We start from the raw sequence: 16,989 nt of genomic DNA, 5'->3' as shown, positions 1-16,989 counted from the left end.
GCATGAGTCAGGCGACCCGGCCTGAGCACGACGACGAGCTGCCCGATCGCGGCGCCGCGAAGACCGATATCGGCGAGATCGTCGCCGCGCACGACGAGGAACGCCCCGCCCGGCAGCTGTCCCGCCGACCGGACCTGCTCGTCTACCTGGTCGCCCTGGCCGTCGCGGTGCTGGTGCTCAAGCAGGTCTTCTACCCGCTCACCAAGGGCAACCAGTACTACCTGGTCATCTTCCTCGGCTGCACGCTGCCGCTGGTGTTCCTCTGCTACCGGCCCGGCGGCCGCCGCCCGAAGGGCGACCGCGACGACCCGGCCTGGTACGACTGGGCGCTGTCGGCGATCGCGCTGCTCGTCGGGTTCTACCCGGTGCTCCCGGTGCCCTCCGGCGGATTCGACGCGTTCCTCGACCGGCAGGGCAGTCTGTCCACGTTGGACATCGTGGCCGGCGCGCTGCTGCTCCTGCTCGTCCTCGAAGCGACCCGGCGCACCACCGGCTGGATCCTGCCGGTGATCTGCGCGGCGTTCATCGGCTACGCCTACTACGGCGGATTCCTGCCGCAGAACTGGGGAATCGCGCACGCGGGCGTGGACTTCAGCCAGATCATCAACGCGCTCTACAACGACGCCAGCGGGTTCTACGGCACACCGCTGGACGTCGCGGCCAGCTACATCGTGCTGTTCACCATCTACGGCGCGGTGCTCAACGCCTCCGGCGCGGGCCAGTTCTTCGTCGACTTCTCCTTCGCCGCGTTCAAGCGCTCCCGCACCGCGCCCGGCCGCACCACGGTGCTGTCCGGGTTCCTGCTCGGCACCGTCTCCGGTTCGGGCACCGCTACCGCGGTGAGCCTTGGCGCGATCACCTGGCCGATCCTGCGGCGCGCCGGGTACCCGAAGGAGCAGGCGGGCGGCCTGCTGGCGGCGTCGGGCATCGGCGCGATCCTGTCCCCGCCGACGCTCGGTGCGGCCGCGTTCATCATCGCCGAATACCTGCAGACCTCCTACCTGACGGTGCTGATCTGGGCCACGATCCCGACGGTGCTGTACTACCTCGGCATCGTGTTCGCGGTGGAGGCCGACGCCCGCCGCTTCGGCGCCAAGGCGGTCGAGACCGAGCACACCAGCGCGTGGCGGCTGCTGCTGCGCGGCGGATACCACTTCCTGTCCCTGGCCATCATCGTGGTGTTCCTCGCCCTGGACATCCCGCCGTTCGCGGCGGTCGTCTACGCGACCGGCGTCGCCGCGGTGTTCGCGCTGATCTCCGGGCTCGTCCGGGCCGAACACGGCCCCGGCGCCGCGGTGCTGAAGTGGTTGCGGGACATCGTGGACGCGCTCTCCGCCGGGGTTCGCGGCGCGCTGCCGGTGGTCGCGGTGTGCGCGGCGGCCGGGATCATCACCTCGACCATCACCAAGACCGGGCTGGGCCAGGAGCTCGCCGACGCGCTGGTCCAGGCCGCGCAGGCGCTCACCAGCAACCCGACCGCGATCCTGGTCTTCACCGTGGTGTTCTCGGCACTCGCCGTCGGCGTGCTCGGGCTCGCGGTGCCGGTCACGGCGTCGTTCATCATCGCGTGGGTGGTGATCGGGCCCGCGCTCGGCGCCCTCGGCGTCGCCGACGCGGAGCGGGCCATGTTCATCTTCTACTACGCGGTGCTCTCCGAGGTGACGCCGCCGACCGCGCTGGCCGCGGTGGCGTCCGCGGCGATCACCGGCGGGCGGATCACCGGCACGATGATGCAGGCCTGGAAGTACACGCTGCCCGCGTTCCTGGTGCCGATCGCGTTCGTGCTGACCGACAACGGATCGGCGCTGCTGCTGCAGACCGACCCGCTGACCGTCCTGTGGGTCGCGGCGGCGTCCATCGTGGCCGTCGCCGCGCTGAGCGTGGTGACCGGCGGCTGGCTGGCCGGGCCGGTGCGCCTCCCGGTGCGCCTGCTGTTCGTGCCCGGCGCGCTGTGCCTGCTGTACCTGGAGCCGCCGGTGGTGGCCATCGGCTTCGGCTGCTGCGTGCTGGGGCTCGTCGCACAGCTCGTCCTGCGCCGCAGGGAAACGATCAAGGAGGTTCGTGATGCGGGTTAAGGCATTGCTGGTGGCGGCCGCGGCGGCGACGCTCGTCGTGTCCGGCTGCGGCGGCAAGCAGGTGCAGGACAGCCAGGCGGGCGCGGGAGCCTGCGAGGCGGCGGACGGCCGGTTGACGATCGCCACCGGCAACACCGGCGGCGTGTACTACGTTCTCGGCGGCGGGCTCGCGCAGCTGATCAGCAACAACACCAAACTGCGCGCCACCGCGGCGGAAACCGGCGCGTCGGTGCAGAACATCCAGCAGCTGGTGGCCGGCGACTACGACATCGCGTTCACTCTCGCCGACACCGCCGCCGACGCGGTGCAGGGCAAGGCGAGCTTCGAGGGCAAGCCGCAGAAGATCCAGGCGCTGGCCCGGATCTACCCGAACTCGACGCAGGTCGTGGTGCGCGCGGACTCCGGCATCAACAGCGTCGCCGACATGCGCGGCAAGCGGATCTCCACCGGTTCGCCGAAGTCCGGCACCGAGGTCATCGCCAACCGCGTGCTGTCCTCGGCCGGGCTGAACCCGGACACCGACGTCCAGGCGCAGCGCCTGGCGCTGGGCAAGGCGGTGGACGGCATGAAGTCCGGCACCGTCGACGGCCTGTTCTGGTCCGGCGGCCTGCCGACCCCGGAGATCACCGACCTGACGACGTCCCTCGGCGGCGCGGTGAAGTTCGTCGACATCACGCCGCAGCTGGGCGCGATGCAGCAGATCAGCCCGGTCTACGAGGCGAGCACGATCCCGGCGGCGACCTACAAGCTGGCCGCGGACGTGCCGACGATCGCGGTGCCGAACCTCCTGGTGGTCCGCGAGGACTTCCCGGCGGGCAACGCCTGCGCGATCACGAAGCTGATCTTCGACAAGCGGGCGGACCTGGAGCAGGTGCACCCGTCGGCCAAGGAGATCACGAAGGACAGCGCCACCAAGACCGACCCGGTCCCGCTGCACCCGGGCGCCGAGCAGGGCCTCGCCGGCTGAGGTCCGCCGCTACAGCAGCTTGAACGGCCGGACAGTGCTCCGTCCTTCTAGGGCTGAGGCGAAGCCCGACCATTGCGGGTCAGGCCGGTCGTTCAGTAAACGGGGCTGTCATACCCCGGCCGTAAAGTGATCAGTGTGAAGGCGAACATGGCGGCGAGATTCCGCCTGTACCCAAGCCAGGTACAGGCGGAACGCCTCACGGCATGGTCGCATACCTGTCGAGCGGTGTGGAACATTGCGCTCGCGCAGCGCATCTGGGCATACAAGTCCGCGCAGCGAGCCACCATGCGCTCCGTGAAACAGTGCTCCGAGCTAACCGAAGCACGCAAGGACCACGCCTGGCTTCGAGACCTTCCCGCGCAGTGCGCCCAGCAAGTTCTCCGGCAGCTCGATACCGCCTATGACAACTTCTGGAACCCCAGCCACCCGGCCGGGTTTCCGCAGTTCAAGCGCAAGCATCACCGGCAGGGTGTGACGTTCCCCGGTCAGGCGGTGCAGGTCCGTAAAGTATCGCGCCGCATGGCGCACGTGAAGCTCCCCAAGCTGGGGTGGGTACGGTTCCGGCTGTCTCGCCCACTGGGCGGCGACGTCCGCAACGCCACAGTGTCCCGCGACGGCCTGGGATGGCACATCTCGTTCGGCATCCACCAGCCTGAACCAGCCCAGCAGCCGGTCAACACCGGCGCTGCGGTCGGGCTGGACGTAGGAATCGCCTGCTCGGTGTTCGTCTCAGACGAAGACACCGAGCGTCAACGACCCGACACCTTGACTCCTGGCGAACGGGAGCGCCTGCGCGGGTTGGAGCAACGCAAAGCCAGGCAGATCACGTACGCCAAAAAGTACAACGGAGGGAAGTACTCCAACAGACTCCGCAAGACCATCGCGGCGATAGCTGCGGTGAAGGCTCGGCAGGCACGTAGGCGTGCGGACTGGAACCACAAGCTCACCGCCGACCTGGCCAAAAACCACGGTTTGATCGCGGTCGAGGACTTGAAGGTCCGCAACATGCTCCGCTCTGCCAAAGGCACTGCCGAGCAACCCGGACGCAATGTGAAACAGAAGTCCGGGTTGAACCGAAGCATCGCCGACCAAGGATGGTTCGAGATCCGCCGCCAGCTTGGGTACAAGACCAAGCGGTACGGTGGCGAGCTGGTCGCGGTTCAGGCATCGGGCTCATCGCAGACGTGCTCGAAATGCCAAACCCGCGACCCCGAGTCCCGTGAAGGTTGCGGCCGCTTGTTCGCGTGTGTGCATTGCGGGCACACCGAACACGCCGACTGCAACGCCGCACGCATCATCCTTGATCGAGCATTGAGCACCGCCGGACGGAAACCCACCATGTGGGAGGCGGGAACTGCTGCGAGCGGTCGCGGCAGTTCACAGAGCACGCGCAGTCCATCTGGGCAAGGCACCCGCACGGGTAGCCGGTTGCGTGAACCATCCTCGAACGTCACCGCAGCCTGACACCGGGGAAACTCCCGCCGTCAGGCGAGAGAGGACGTCAAAGCGCCTGAGCCGGATCAGCCGCAGGTCGCGAGCATTTCCTGGAGCGCCTTCTGCTCCTGTTCGGTGACCGTCAGGTCGTAGGCGCGCTTGACCGTGATCCAGCTCGTCGCGTAGCTGCACCAGTTCGCGCGTTCGGGCTTCCACTGGGACGGGTCCTGGTCGCCCTTGCTGCGGTTGGAACTCGCGTCGACCGCCACCAGCTGCGGCAGCCGCATGTCGTTGGCGAACTGCTCGCGGCGCTGGTCGTCCCACTTGTTCGCGCCGCTGCGCCAGGCGTTCGCCAGCGGCACCATGTGATCGATGTCGATCGCCGACGGGTCGGCCAGCTGCTGGCCGTTGTAGGCGCTGGTCCACGTGCCGGCGGTGGCCTCGCAGGCGTTGTTGGTGCGGACGTTCTGGCCGTCCCGCGCCAGCACCGCCTCGCGGGTGTTGCAGTTCTTCCCGGCTTCCGGCTTCGTGGTCCAGTGCTTGAACCGCTCGCGCGAGTAACCGTCCATCGATCCCGCCGGGGCGACGCGCAGTTCGGCGAGCTGCTCCCCGGCGGGGCCGGTGGTGGCGCTGACCTTCGCGTCGAAGATGCCGGACTCGAACACCACCCACATCAGGCCCAGCAGCGCGACCGCCACGACCGACGTCCACACTGACTTCTTGGCAGCCATGCGTCTCCCCCGGCCCGGTGGTGGTGTCGCTGCCATTCGATCATTCGGCGGTGCCGCCGCTCACTCCGCCGGGTGGGTAATGTGGCCCGGCACACCGGCGGTCAGCCGCTCTTCCGCGCCTGGGGGACGTAGCGCGGGACGTAGCGCGGGACGTAGCGCAGCAGCAGGCCCGCGCCCAGCAGCCCGAGCAGGCCCATGCCCGCGCCGGCGAACCCGATGCCGGCCACCGCGGTCAGCCCGGACACGGTGACCGGCCCGACCGCCTGCCCGAAGTCGCCGGTGAACCGCCAGGCGCCGAGGAACGGCGCCGGGCCGGGCTGCGGCGCGAGATCAGCGCCGAGCGTCATCAGGATTCCGCTGCTGGTCCCGTTCGCCAGTGCCAGGAACACCGCGACGATCGCGAAGGTCGGCACGTCGTCCACCGCGAACAGCACGAGGTGCCCGACGGCCAGGCCGGTCATCGACGGCACCGCCGCCCACATCCGGCCGAAGTGGTCCATGATCTGGCCCGACGTGTAGGACAGCGCGAAGTCGATGCCGCCCGCGATGCCGATGATCAGCGCGGTGGACGACGGCGACAGGCCGGCCGCGACCGCCACCATCGGCAGCACCACCATCCGGGACGCCCGCAGCCCGCCGATCAGCGCGGCGCAGGCCCCCATCCGCACCAGCACGCCGCGATGGCGCACCAGGGTGGTGAGCAGTCCCTGGTGCGCGGGTTCGGCGGCCCCCTCGCCGCCGGTGCCCAGGTCCTTCGTGCACAGCAGCAGGATCACCGAGGCGAGGGCGAATGCGATGTGGAGCAGGAACACCGCCCGCTTGTCGGGCGTCACCATCAGCACCAGCACCGCGAGGAAGGGGCCGATGAAGTAGCCCCCGCGGAACACCCCGCCGAGCACGCTCAACGCCCGCGCCCGGTAGCGCAGCGGCACGGCCGTGGTGATGTACGCGTGCCTGGCGAGCGCGAACACCGCCGTGGACAGGCCGACGAGGAACACGCACGCGCCCAGCATCCACGGGGTCACCGAGAGGTAGCAGCCGACCAGCCCGAGCACCGACACGATCGCGGCGCCGATCATCGCCCGCCGCTCGCCGAGGCGGTGCACCAGCGCTCCGCTGGGCACGTCGCCGACGAGCTCCCCCACCATGATCATGGCGGCGATCAGGCCCAGCGTCCCCAGGTCCGCGCCCTGGTCGGCGGCGATGAGCGGGATCATCGGGATGATCGCGCCCTCGCCGGTGGAGAACAGCAGGGTCGGCCCGAATGCCGCGAGCGCAACGGTTCTCAGCTCGAAGGGCCGTTCGTCCACCCGCACTTCCGCACTACTCCTCGCCTTGCGCGCCCGGAAGTCCGGGCGCGCTCAGCTTGCCAGACCCCACGAATCAGATGGCGAGGAGGTCGGCGAGGCGGGCTCGCTTCTGTTCCAGGGTGCCGAGGAGCAGCTCCGAGGTCTTGGCGCGCTTGTAGTACAGGTGCGCGTCGTGTTCCCAGGTGTAGCCGATCCCGCCGTGCAGCTGGACTGTGTCCGCCGCCGCCTGGAAGTACGCCGGGGACAGGAGCACCTGCACCATCGCCGCCGCCAGCGGGAGCTGCTCGGCGTCGGCGTCCGCCGTCCACGCGGCGTAGCGGACCGCGGACCGGACCTGTTCCCACGCGCTGTACATGTCCGCCAGGGAGTGCTTGACCGCCTGGTACGAGCCGATGGCACGGCCGAACTGCACTCGGACCTTGGCGTATTCCGCCGTCATCTCCAGGATCCGCTCCATGCCGCCCAGTTGCTCGGCGGCGAGGGCGACCGCGGCGAGGTCCCGCAACCTGGCGTGCACCGCCGCGGCGTCCGGTGTGGACAGTTGGCGGGCCGGTGCGGCGGCGAAGTCCAGCCGGGTGATCCGCCGGGTCGGGTCGAGCGTCCGCAACGGCGTCCTGGTGATCCCGTCCTCCTGGACCTGGAACCAGCCCGTGCCCTGTTCGGTCTTCGCGTACACCAGCACGACGTCGGCGATGTCTCCGGAAACCACGCGCGGTGCACGACCGTCCAGCACCCACGCGCCGGCGCGCTGCGTCGCGGTCGGCATCTCCTGCTCCCACGCCACGGCCGCGATCAGCTCGCCGGAGGCCAGCTTCGGCAGCAGGTCGGCCTCCGCCTCGGCGTCCTCCAACGCGAGCAGCACATCGGTCGCCAGCACCGCCGACGCCAGGAACGGCACCGGCGCCAGCGCCCGCCCCAGTTCCTCCAGCACCACTGCCCGTTCGACGTTCCCGGCCCCGGATCCGCCGTGCTCCTCGGGCACCACCAGCCCGGTCAGCCCCAGCTCCCCGGCGAGCCGCCGCCACAGCCGGGCGTCGTGGCCGCCGCCGTCCATCAGCTCGCGCACCCGCGCAGGCGGCGCGTGCTCAGCCAGGAACTTCCGGACCGCGGACCGCAGTTCTCGTTGCTCCTGGGTCAAAACCAGCTGCATTGCGCACTCCTTGGAAGTCGACCTGATCACCGCGGTCACGCGGGCCGCTGGGTGCCCACCTTCAGCTCCCGGAACGGGACGTCGCGGTCCACCTGGGGTTCCTTCGGCAGGCCGAGGATCCGCTCCCCGATGATGTTGCGCTGCACCTGGTTCGAGCCCCCGGCGATGCTCGACGCCGGGGTGGAGTTGATCGCGATCGCCATCTCCTCGGCCGCCGCGTCGCCCGGCTCCCACGCGGTCAGCGACGGCCCGGCGATCAGTCCTGCGGTGTCCACCGCGCGCCACAGCAGCAGCGCGCCGGCGAGTTTCGAGACCGAACCGCGGGCACCGGGCGGCGATCCCGCCTCCGCTTCCTGCCGCAACCGGCTGTTGAACAGCCCGAGTGCCTTCTCCTGGGCGTAGATCTCGGCCAACCGGCCGCGCACCACCGGATCGTCGGCGCATCCGTGGTGACGGGCGAGTTCCACCAGGTTGTCGTAGGCCAGCGGGTCGCCGCCGCGCCGCACCGAGCCGCCGATCGACACCCGCTCGTGCCCGAGCATGGTGACCGCCGCCAGCCAGCCGCCGCCGACTTCGCCGATCACCGAATCGGCCGGGATCCGCACGTCGTCGAAGTAGACTTCGTTGAACGGCGCGCGGCCGGTCATGTCCTTCAGGGGCCGGACGGTGACGCCCGGCGCGTGCATGTCGACGACGAACATGGTGATGCCCCGGTGCTTCGGGACGTCCGGGTCGGTGCGGGCCAGCAGCGCGCCGAAGTCCGAGAACTGCGCGCCCGAGGTCCACACCTTCTGGCCGTTGATCACCCACTCCTCGCCCTCTCGCACCGCGCGGGTCTGGAGGCTGGCGACGTCGGAGCCCGCGCCGGGCTCGGAGAACAGCTGGCACCAGATCTCGTCGCCGCGCAGCAGCTTCGGCAGGTACCGGGACTTCTGCTCCGGGGTGCCGAGGTCCAGCAGCGTCGGCCCGCACATCCCCATCCCCACCATGAACGGCGAGCTCGGCAGGTCGTGGTGGGCGGCTTCCTCGTTGTAGGCCTGCTGCTCGGCCGCGGTCAGGCCCTGCCCGCCGAACTCGGCCGGCCAGGTGATGCCCATCAGGCCGGCGTCGTAGGCGGCGGCCTGGAAGCGCTTGGCCTCCTGGAGCTGCTCGGCCGGGGCGCGGTCGCCCAGCGGTCCCGGCGCGTTGCCGGCCAGGAATTCCCGCGCCTTGGCATGGAACTCGTCGACGCTCACGTGGTCTCCTTCCACCCCGGCAGTGCGGTGGCAACCGAATCGGTCAACGCTGACTGTAACCGACCCGACACGCTCACAGCACCCATCGATTTTTGAGTCCACAGTGGATATTTTCGGCGGGCGAAGCGGGTACGCTGGCGTCGTGGTCCAGAGCCAGCAGGTCCGGCGCACCCGGCAGGAACGGGCGGCCGACAGCCGCACCCTGATCCTCGAAGCGGCCGTCGACTGCCTGATCGAGTTCGGCTACGCGGGGGCGTCGACGCTGGCCATCCAGGCGAAGGCCGGTGTCTCGCGGGGCCGGTTGCTGCACCACTTCCCGTCCCGGGACGGGCTGCTGGTGGCCGCCGCCCAGCACCTGGCCAAGGACCGGCTCGCGCAGACGGAGGAACGGGTCGCGCAGCAGCTGGCGGGCACCCAGGAGGGGCCGCGCCGCGTGGACCGCTGCATCGACCTGCTGTGGGAGACCTTCCACGAGCCGCACTTCTGGGCCGCCATGGAGCTGTGGACCGCCGCCCGGACCAATCCGGCGCTGAGCGCGGCGCTGCGCCCGGAGGAACGGCGGCTGCGCCAGGCGATCCGCTCGGTCAGCGACCGCATCTGGGGGCCGACGGTGTGCAGCCACCCGGTGTACCCCGAGCTGCGCGAGATGCTGTTCACCAGCATGCGGGGCGCGGCGATGGCCTACGCCTTCGAGGACCGCTCCCCCGCCCGCTGCGCGCATCTCAAGGTCTGGAAGTCGATCACCCGGCGGCTGCTCTTCGACTCCTGACCGGTTTCCCCTTGCGCGCCAAGCATTGCCACCTCCGGTCCTAACCCCACAGTCAGGGTTGACCGCGAAGGTCCGGCAACGCAGTATGAGCCCGTCACGTCACCCTCACCGGCGAGGTAACGATGTCCGCTGCTGCGCAATCCGTGACCGGCCGAGGCATGACCGCCAGCGATCAGCTGGCCCGGCATGCCCGCAAGATCCCCGACGAGATCGCACTGCGCTTCCAGGGCGTCAGCCGCAGCTACCGGGAGTTCGACGAGCGGGTCACCCGGCTGGCGAACGCGCTGCGCGACCGCGGCATCGGAGCCGGCGACCGGATCGCGGTGGCCGGGCTCAACGGGCTGGAGATCGTCGAGTCCTACCTCGCCTGCGCGCGGATCGGCGCGATCTGCGTGCCGATCAACTTCCGGCTGGTCGCCGACGAGATCGCCTACGCGCTCGGCGACAGCGGCGCCACCGCGGCGATCGTCGACTCGTTCCTGCTCGAAACCATGGCCAAGGCCAGGGAAAAGGCGCCCGGCGTGCGCGTCTGCCTGGTCATCGGCGGCGGCGCGGGCGAGGGCACCGAGGACTACGACGCGGCGCTCGCGGCGGCGTCCGACGAGTACACCGAGACCGTCGTGGACGAGCAGTCGCCAGCGTTCATCATGTACACCTCCGGGACCACCGGCCGCCCCAAGGGCGCCGTGCTCACCCACCACAACCTGCTGATGCACAGCTTCAGCTCGATGGCGCACAACGGCGTCACCGCGGACAACCGCGTCTGGCTGGTGGGCGTGCCGCTGTTCCACATCGCCGGGGTGTCCGGGATGCTGCCGTACCTGCTGCTCGGCGGGCGGATCGTGATCAGCGCGTCGGGCCGGTTCGACCCGGCCGAGACGGTGCGGATGCTGGCGCGGGAGCGGATCACGTCGTGCTTCTTCGTGCCCGCGCAGTGGCAGGCGATCTGCGACCTGCCGGACATCGGCGACCACGACCTCTCGGCGCTACAGCGGATCAGCTGGGGCGCCGCGCCCGCGTCGACGACGCTGCTGCGCAAGATGATCGACACGTTCCCGCAGGCCGAGATCACCACCTCGTTCGGGCAGACCGAGTGCAGCCCGGTGACCACGATGCTGCGCGGCGAGGACGCCCTGCGCAAGATCGGCTCCGTCGGCACCCCGATGCTCAACGTCGAGGCCCGGGTGGTCGACGACGACATGAACGACGTACCGCGCGGCGAGGTCGGCGAGATCGTCTACCGCGGGCCCACCGTGATGCGGGAGTACTGGGGCAAACCGGCGGAGACCGCCGAGGCGTTCCACGGCGGCTGGTTCCACTCCGGCGACCTGGTGCGCCAGGACGACGAGGGCTACCTCTACGTGGTCGACCGGAAGAAGGACATGATCATCTCCGGCGGCGAGAACATCTACTGTGCCGAGGTCGAGGACGTGCTCGCCGCGCATCCCAAGGTCGCCGAGACCGCGCTGATCGGGGTGCCGGACGAGCGGTGGGGCGAGACGCCGCTGGCAGTCGTCGCGCCGCGCGACCCGGCCGATCCGCCGACGTTCGCCGACATCGAGGACTGGTGCAAGCAGCGGCTCGCCGGCTACAAGCGCCCGCGCCGGCTGGCGGTCGTCGCGGAGCTGCCGCGGAACCCCAGCGGCAAGGTCCTCAAAACCCAGCTGCGCCGCGAGCACGGCGAGCACTGATCCCACCCAGGAGGCACGAAACATGGTCGACACCGCCAACCCCTTCGATCTCACCGGGCACGTTTCCGTGGTGACCGGCGGCAATTCGGGTATCGGCCTGGCGATGGCCGACGCGCTGGCCGCCGCCGGCGCGGGCGTCTGCATCTGGGGCACCAACGCCGAGCGCAACGAGACCGCGGCCCGGGAGCTGGAGAAGCACGGCGGCGAGGTGCTCGCGCTGCGCTGCGACGTCGGCGACGAGGAGCAGGTCGAGGCGGCGATATCGCGCACCGTCGAAGAGTTCGGGCGGCTGGATTCGTGCTTCGCCAACGCCGGTGTCGGCGGCGGCAAGGCCCGGTTCGTGGACACCGAGCTCAGCGACTTCCACCACGTGACGCGGGTGAACGTCGATGGCGCGTTCCTCACGCTGCGCGCGGCGGCTCGCCGGCTGCTGGCGCAGGGCGAGGGCGGCAGCCTCGTCGGCACGTCGAGCCTGGCGGCGCGGCAGGGACAACCGCGCGGCCAGGCCTACGCCGCGTCGAAGGGCGCGCTGATCTCGATGATCAAGTCGATCGCGATCGAGCTGGCCCGGCACGGGATCCGGGCCAACGCGGTGCTGCCGGGCTGGGTGAGCACGCCGCTGGCCGACCCGGCGCTGCAGTCCGAGGGGTTCCAGCGCAAGGTGCTGCCCCGGATGCCGGTGGGCCGCTGGGGCGCGCCCTCGGACTTCGGCGCGCTGGCGGTCTACCTGGCGAGCCCGGCGAGCGCCTTCCACACCGCCGACGCCATCACGGTCGACGGCGGCTACATCTCCTTCTAGCTATGCAACTCGTTGCATTGCATCTTGTTGCATAGTAGCTTGACCGGCACGGGCGCCTCGGCGCCCGCGTCGGCAGCGCAGCGGGAGGCGAGCGATGAGCAACGTGCTTCGAACCAGGTTCACCGAGGAGTTCGGCGTCGAACACCCCATCGTGCAAGGCGGCATGCAGTGGGTCGGCCGGGCCGAACTCGTCGCGGCGGTCGCGGAGGCCGGCGCGCTCGGCATGATCACCGCGCTCACCCAGCCGACGCCGGAGGACCTGGTCAAGGAGATCGCGCGCTGCCGCGAGATGACCGACAAGCCCTTCGGCGTCAACCTGACGATCCTGCCCACCATCACGCCGCCGCCGTACGCGGAGTACCGGCAGGCGATCATCGAATCCGGCATCGGGATCGTCGAGACCGCCGGGTCCAACCCGGCCGAGCAGGTCGCCGCGTTCAAGCCCGCCGGGGTCCGGGTGCTGCACAAGTGCACCAGCGTCCGGCACGCGCTCAAGGCGCAGCGGCTCGGCGTGGACGCGGTCAGCATCGACGGCTTCGAGTGCGCCGGCCACCCCGGCGAGGACGACATCCCCGGCCTGGTGCTGATCCCCCGCGCCGCCGACGAGCTCAGCATCCCGATCATCGCCTCCGGCGGCTTCGCCGACGCCCGCGGCCTGGTGGCGGCGCTGGCGCTCGGCGCGGACGGCATCAACATGGGCACCCGCTTCATGTGCACCGCCGAGTCGCCGATCCACGACGCGGTCAAGAAGCGGATCGCCGAGGCCAGCGAGCTGGAGACCGAGCTGATCTTCCGGCCGCTGCGCAACACCGCGCGGGTCGCCAGCAACGCCGTCAGCCGCGAAGTGGTGGCGAAGCTGGCCGACGGCGCGGCCTTCGAGGACGTCCGCGACCTCGTCGCCGGCGCCCGCGGCCGCCAGGTCTACGAGCAGGGCGACCCCGAGCTCGGCATCTGGAGCGCCGGCATGGTGCAGGGGCTGATCAACGACGTGCCCCCGGTCGGCGAGCTGGTGGAGCGCATCGTGCGCGAGGCCGCCGGGCTGATCCGGGCGCGGTTGGGCGGGCTGATCGGCGTGGCAGACTGAACCGATGTCGTTGGAGTACGCCATCCTGGTCTCGCTGCAGGAGCGCGCGGGATCCGGGTACGAGCTGGCGCGCCGGTTCGACAAGTCCATCGGTTACTTCTGGTCGGCCAGCCACCAGCAGATCTACCGGAGCCTGAAGCGGATGGTCGAGCTGGACTGGGTGTCCTGCGACGAGATCGCGCAGGACAAGCGCCCGGACAAGAAGGTCTACCGGGTCAGCGAGTCCGGCGCCGCCGAGCTGGCGCGCTGGCTCGCCGAACCGGTGGACCCGCCGGCCGTCCGCAACGAGCTGTCGGTGAAGATCCGCGGCGCGTCCTTCGGCGACACCGGGCGGGTCGCCGAGGAGGTCGCCCGGCACCGCCGGGGGCACGACGAGCGGCTGGCCGTCTACCGCGCGATCGAGGAGCGGGATTTCCCAGCGCCGCAAAGGCTTTCCGGACAGCAGCTGCACCAGTACCTGGTGCTGCGCGGCGGCATCCGCACCGAGGAGTCGATGCTGGCCTGGTGTGACGAGATTCTGGCGGCAATGCGCGCCGATCGGGGCTGAGGGAGCGCTAGTCTCTCGAACACCGGGCTACTCGACGAGCGAGGTGCACGATGGGCTTCCGGACCTCCCGCGGCGCCGATGACTTCTTCGCCGCCTACGACGCGGTGCTGGCGAAGTGGCCTGCCCCGGTCGACGCGCTCGAAGTGCCGACGGCCTACGGCAGCACCCGCGTGCACGCCTGCGGCGCGCCGGACGGCCCGCCGTTGGTGCTCCTGCCCGGCGGCGGAGCCACCTCGGCGGTGTGGTTCGCCAACGTCCGCGAACTCGGCGAGCGGCACCGGATCTTCGCCATCGACCTCATCGGCGAGGCCGGGCGCAGCGTCGCCGGCGGCAAAGCGGTCTCCGGCGTCGGCGACCAGATGGCTTGGCTGGACGAGGTGCTCGACCACCTCGGCGTCGAGGCGGCGGACCTGTGCGGGCATTCCTACGGAGCGTGGATCGCCCTGCACTACGCCCTCCACTCGCCCCGGGTGCGCAGCCTCGCGCTGCTGGATCCCACGGCGTGCTTCACCCGCTGGAATCCGCGCTACCTGCTGCGCGCCCTGCCGATGCTGCTGCGGCCCGCGCCGCGGCGAACGCGCGACTTCCTGCGCTGGGAGACCGGCGGCGTCGGCATCGACCCGGCCTGCCTCGAACTGCAGGCCCGCGGCGCGGAGTTCCGGGCCGCGAAGCCGGTCACCAGCCCCAATCCCGACCCGGCGCGTCTGACGGTGCCGACCCTCGTGCTGGCGGCGGAGAACAGCAAGGCCCACGACCCGCACCGCCTGCTCGAACAGGCCGAACGCGTGGTGCCCGGCGTCCGCACGGCGATGCTGCCCGGCGTCGGCCACCACGCGCTGCCGACCGGGAATGCCGCCCGCCTGAACGGAATCCTCGCCGACTTCTTGTCCCGCACAACGGACTGAGGGGCGCCCTCCGCGCGGAGAACGCCCCTCGACAAAGGTCCGTCACCAGATCTCGGCGACCCACTCGGGGTGGTCGATGAACGGGTTCCGGTTGTGCTGGAACTGGTCGAAGATCAGCTGGTTGCGGCGCTGCTCCCCGGCGTCCGGCGGGTCCTGCTCGTTCCACTGCTTCAGCACCGACACGCGGCCGATGAACGGCGCGCTGCCGTTGTCGACGTTGTCGTTGACCTCGAGGTCGGCGAAGCCGTCGCCGCCGTCGTAGCGCACCGACATGTAGAAGATCATCCGGGCGACGTCGCCCTTCACCTCGTCGCGCGGCTCCCAGGAGTCGCCGTCGGTGAAGTTGCCGGGCGCTTCCTCGGACTCGGTGCCGCCCATGTCGAAGTCCTTGTTGCCGCGATCCGAGTTCACGGTGACGTCGGTCGGGCGCAGGTGGTGCACGTCGGTGCCGGGACCGGGCGAGGTGCCGAAGTCGCCGTGGGACTTCGCCCAGACGTGCTCCCGGTTCCAGTCGTCGGCGTCGCCGCCGTTGGTGTCCTTGCCCTGCGACCGGCCGGTGTAGAGCAGGATCACGTTGGCGTTGTTGTTCGGGTCCTCGTCGGTGACCTTCAGCGCATCCCAGACCTCGTCGTAGCTCAGGGTCGTGGTGCCGTTGCTGATGATCCCGTGCAGGGCGGTCTTGAGCTCGGGACCGGTCTTGCCGATCGCGTCCTGGTAGTAGTCCTCGACGGCGGAATCCGCCGTCGCATCGGGGGCCGCCAGCGTGGCGGTCGTGGGCACGACCACCAACGCGGCGCTGAATAACAGGGTCAGCGGTTTCCAACGGGCGATCTTCACGGGCGTGTCCTCTCGCCTCTTCGCCGGCCGCGCCGCACAACATCCGCGCCCGTGCCCGACCGGCAGGACTGTCGTTCAAAGCAGGACGAAGCCTGCCACACGAACGATCACCATTGGGTGAACCAATTGGCGCGGTCCGGTGTCGGACGGTGATCGGATTCGGTAACGCACGGTGTCCGGATCGGCGCGGATCCGACGCAAACTGGGAAAATGCCGACGCCGGTATCGATCAACCGGGCGCTTTGCGCGGCCACCAAACGGCAACAACGGGAATTGTCAGCACCAGCAACGCGGCCGGGATCAGGAACCCCAGCGCCGCGTCGTGCCGGTAGAGGCCGGTGAACACCGCCGGGGAGGCCGACATCCCGAGGAACCGCAGCGCGGTCACCACGGAGATGATCCCGCCACGCCCGCTCGCCCCGCCGGTGAGCACCGTGGCGTGGATGCCGACCAGGATCAGCTGCCCGCAGACGCCGCCGACCGCCCACGCGGTCGCGACGGCGGGCAGCCAGGAGACCAGGCCGACGGCCCCGACCGCCAGGGCGCCGAACAGCAACCCGACGCACACGATGGCGCGCTGACCGAACCGGTCCACCGCCCCGCCGGTCAACCGGGCGCCGACCGCGCCCGCCACGCCGTAGGCGGTGAGCACCAGGCCGCGCGCGCCCGGGCTCAGCGCGAAGGCGTCGTCCAACCGGAACGAGACCAGGAACGGCAGACCCGCCAGGCAGGCCCAGGCGACGAAGGCGACGCCGCCGGTCAGCAACACGGATTTCCGCCAGGCGTCCCGCAAAGCGGCGGGCCGCTGCGCCGCGCCGTCGCGCGAATCCGGCGGCAGCGGGCTGATCGCCAGCGCCGCGGCGACCGCCGCGAGGCCGACGAAGGCCCACTGCCAGGCGCCTTCCGCTGCGAGCCCGCCGACCAGCGGCGCGGACGTCTGCCCGATCGCCTGCATCGCGCCGTAGGTGCCCAGCGCCCGCCCGAGGCGCTCTTTCGGCGTGACAGCGGCGAGCTTGGCCAGCAGCAGCGGCGTGGTGAACGCGTTCGCGATGCCCTGCAAGGCGCGGCTGGTCTGGAAGAGCCAGAACCACGGGGCGAGGGCGGCCAGCAACGCCACGACCGCGTATCCGACGTAGGCGACGCGGATGCTGCGGCTCATGCCCCACCGCTCGCCGAGGCCGCCGGAGACCAGCATGACGATCGCGAACGGCAGCAGGTACACCGTCAGCGACGTGGCCGCGATGCCCTGCGACACACCGAATTCGCCGCTGAGCTCCGGCAGCATGGCGGAGACGACGCCGCCGCCGAACGGCCCGAGCAATCCGCCGATGTAGAGGGCGACGCGCGCGTTCACCAAACCGCCCTTCGCCGCACGGGATCTCCCGGCAGTCGATCACAGCACGAGTGCGGAGTCGAGCAGTGGGCCCGAACGCGTCCGTTTTGCCCGGGCCGCGG

General features: G+C 70.5%; 15 protein-coding genes. 9 read left to right on the top strand and 6 right to left on the bottom strand.

What is annotated here, in order from left to right; genetic code table 11:
* Positions 1 to 2: 2 nt before the first annotated feature.
* The 3 genes from AC07EQ_RS03160 (at position 3) to AC07EQ_RS03150 (ending at position 4,506) form a co-directional block, all read left to right on the top strand.
* Complete coding sequence (locus tag AC07EQ_RS03160) at positions 3 to 2,075, top strand: TRAP transporter permease (RefSeq protein ID WP_478386294.1); 2,073 nt, start codon at positions 3 to 5, stop codon at positions 2,073 to 2,075.
* Positions 2,065 to 3,042, top strand: coding sequence for a TAXI family TRAP transporter solute-binding subunit (locus AC07EQ_RS03155; protein ID WP_478386293.1), 978 nt, complete (start codon positions 2,065 to 2,067; stop codon positions 3,040 to 3,042). Before AC07EQ_RS03160 ends, AC07EQ_RS03155 begins: the two co-directional genes overlap by 11 nt.
* Positions 3,043 to 3,177: 135 nt before the next feature.
* The gene (locus AC07EQ_RS03150) at positions 3,178 to 4,506 is read left to right on the top strand and encodes an RNA-guided endonuclease InsQ/TnpB family protein (RefSeq protein WP_478386292.1); all 1,329 of its coding nucleotides are present in this window, start codon (positions 3,178 to 3,180) and stop codon (positions 4,504 to 4,506) included.
* A gap of 56 nt (positions 4,507 to 4,562) precedes the next feature.
* On the opposite strand, the gene AC07EQ_RS03145 is transcribed toward AC07EQ_RS03150, so the two are convergent.
* The 4 genes from AC07EQ_RS03145 to AC07EQ_RS03130 form a co-directional block, all read right to left on the bottom strand.
* Positions 4,563 to 5,207: an HNH endonuclease family protein gene (locus AC07EQ_RS03145; protein ID WP_478386291.1), complete on the bottom strand. Its 645-nt coding sequence runs from the start codon at positions 5,205 to 5,207 to the stop codon at positions 4,563 to 4,565.
* A gap of 101 nt (positions 5,208 to 5,308) precedes the next feature.
* Entirely contained in the window at positions 5,309 to 6,517 is a 1,209-nt protein-coding gene (locus AC07EQ_RS03140; RefSeq protein ID WP_478386290.1) for an MFS transporter, read from the bottom strand.
* Between the two features lie 73 nt (positions 6,518 to 6,590).
* Positions 6,591 to 7,667: an acyl-CoA dehydrogenase family protein gene (locus AC07EQ_RS03135; protein WP_478386289.1), complete on the bottom strand. Its 1,077-nt coding sequence runs from the start codon at positions 7,665 to 7,667 to the stop codon at positions 6,591 to 6,593.
* 35 nt (positions 7,668 to 7,702) lie between these two features.
* Entirely contained in the window at positions 7,703 to 8,902 is a 1,200-nt protein-coding gene (locus AC07EQ_RS03130) for an acyl-CoA dehydrogenase family protein (RefSeq protein WP_478386288.1), read from the bottom strand.
* A 142-nt stretch (positions 8,903 to 9,044) separates the two neighbouring features.
* Between AC07EQ_RS03130 and AC07EQ_RS03125 the strand changes: the two genes are divergently transcribed.
* The 6 genes from AC07EQ_RS03125 (at position 9,045) to AC07EQ_RS03100 (ending at position 14,697) form a co-directional block, all read left to right on the top strand.
* A complete protein-coding gene (locus tag AC07EQ_RS03125; protein ID WP_478386287.1) occupies positions 9,045 to 9,671 on the top strand; it encodes a TetR/AcrR family transcriptional regulator in 627 nt (208 codons plus the stop codon).
* Positions 9,672 to 9,829: 158 nt separating this feature from the next.
* Entirely contained in the window at positions 9,830 to 11,362 is a 1,533-nt protein-coding gene (locus tag AC07EQ_RS03120) for a long-chain-fatty-acid--CoA ligase (protein WP_478386286.1), read from the top strand.
* Positions 11,363 to 11,384: 22 nt separating this feature from the next.
* Positions 11,385 to 12,161 carry an SDR family NAD(P)-dependent oxidoreductase gene (locus tag AC07EQ_RS03115; RefSeq protein WP_478386285.1) on the top strand — a complete coding sequence of 259 codons (777 nt, stop codon included), beginning with the start codon at positions 11,385 to 11,387 and terminating at the stop codon, positions 12,159 to 12,161.
* A gap of 103 nt (positions 12,162 to 12,264) precedes the next feature.
* The gene (locus tag AC07EQ_RS03110; protein ID WP_478386737.1) at positions 12,265 to 13,245 is read left to right on the top strand and encodes an NAD(P)H-dependent flavin oxidoreductase; all 981 of its coding nucleotides are present in this window, start codon (positions 12,265 to 12,267) and stop codon (positions 13,243 to 13,245) included.
* Positions 13,246 to 13,249: 4 nt separating this feature from the next.
* Positions 13,250 to 13,792, top strand: coding sequence for a PadR family transcriptional regulator (locus AC07EQ_RS03105; protein WP_478386284.1), 543 nt, complete (start codon positions 13,250 to 13,252; stop codon positions 13,790 to 13,792).
* A 50-nt stretch (positions 13,793 to 13,842) separates the two neighbouring features.
* On the top strand, positions 13,843 to 14,697 hold the full coding sequence (locus tag AC07EQ_RS03100; RefSeq protein WP_478386283.1) for an alpha/beta fold hydrolase: 855 nt from the start codon (positions 13,843 to 13,845) through the stop codon (positions 14,695 to 14,697).
* A gap of 42 nt (positions 14,698 to 14,739) precedes the next feature.
* On the opposite strand, the gene AC07EQ_RS03095 is transcribed toward AC07EQ_RS03100, so the two are convergent.
* A complete protein-coding gene (locus AC07EQ_RS03095) occupies positions 14,740 to 15,534 on the bottom strand; it encodes an endonuclease I family protein (protein WP_478386282.1) in 795 nt (264 codons plus the stop codon).
* Positions 15,535 to 15,763: 229 nt separating this feature from the next.
* Positions 15,764 to 16,888 (bottom strand): MFS transporter, encoded by a 1,125-nt coding sequence (locus AC07EQ_RS03090; RefSeq protein ID WP_478386281.1) that lies wholly within the window; start codon positions 16,886 to 16,888, stop codon positions 15,764 to 15,766.
* Positions 16,889 to 16,989 lie beyond the last annotated feature (101 nt).

It is taken from the genome of Saccharopolyspora sp. NPDC045839 (genome assembly GCF_056431645.1).
Note: the sequence above shows the minus strand (reverse complement) of the source record. Positions and strands in the feature narration are given on the sequence as shown.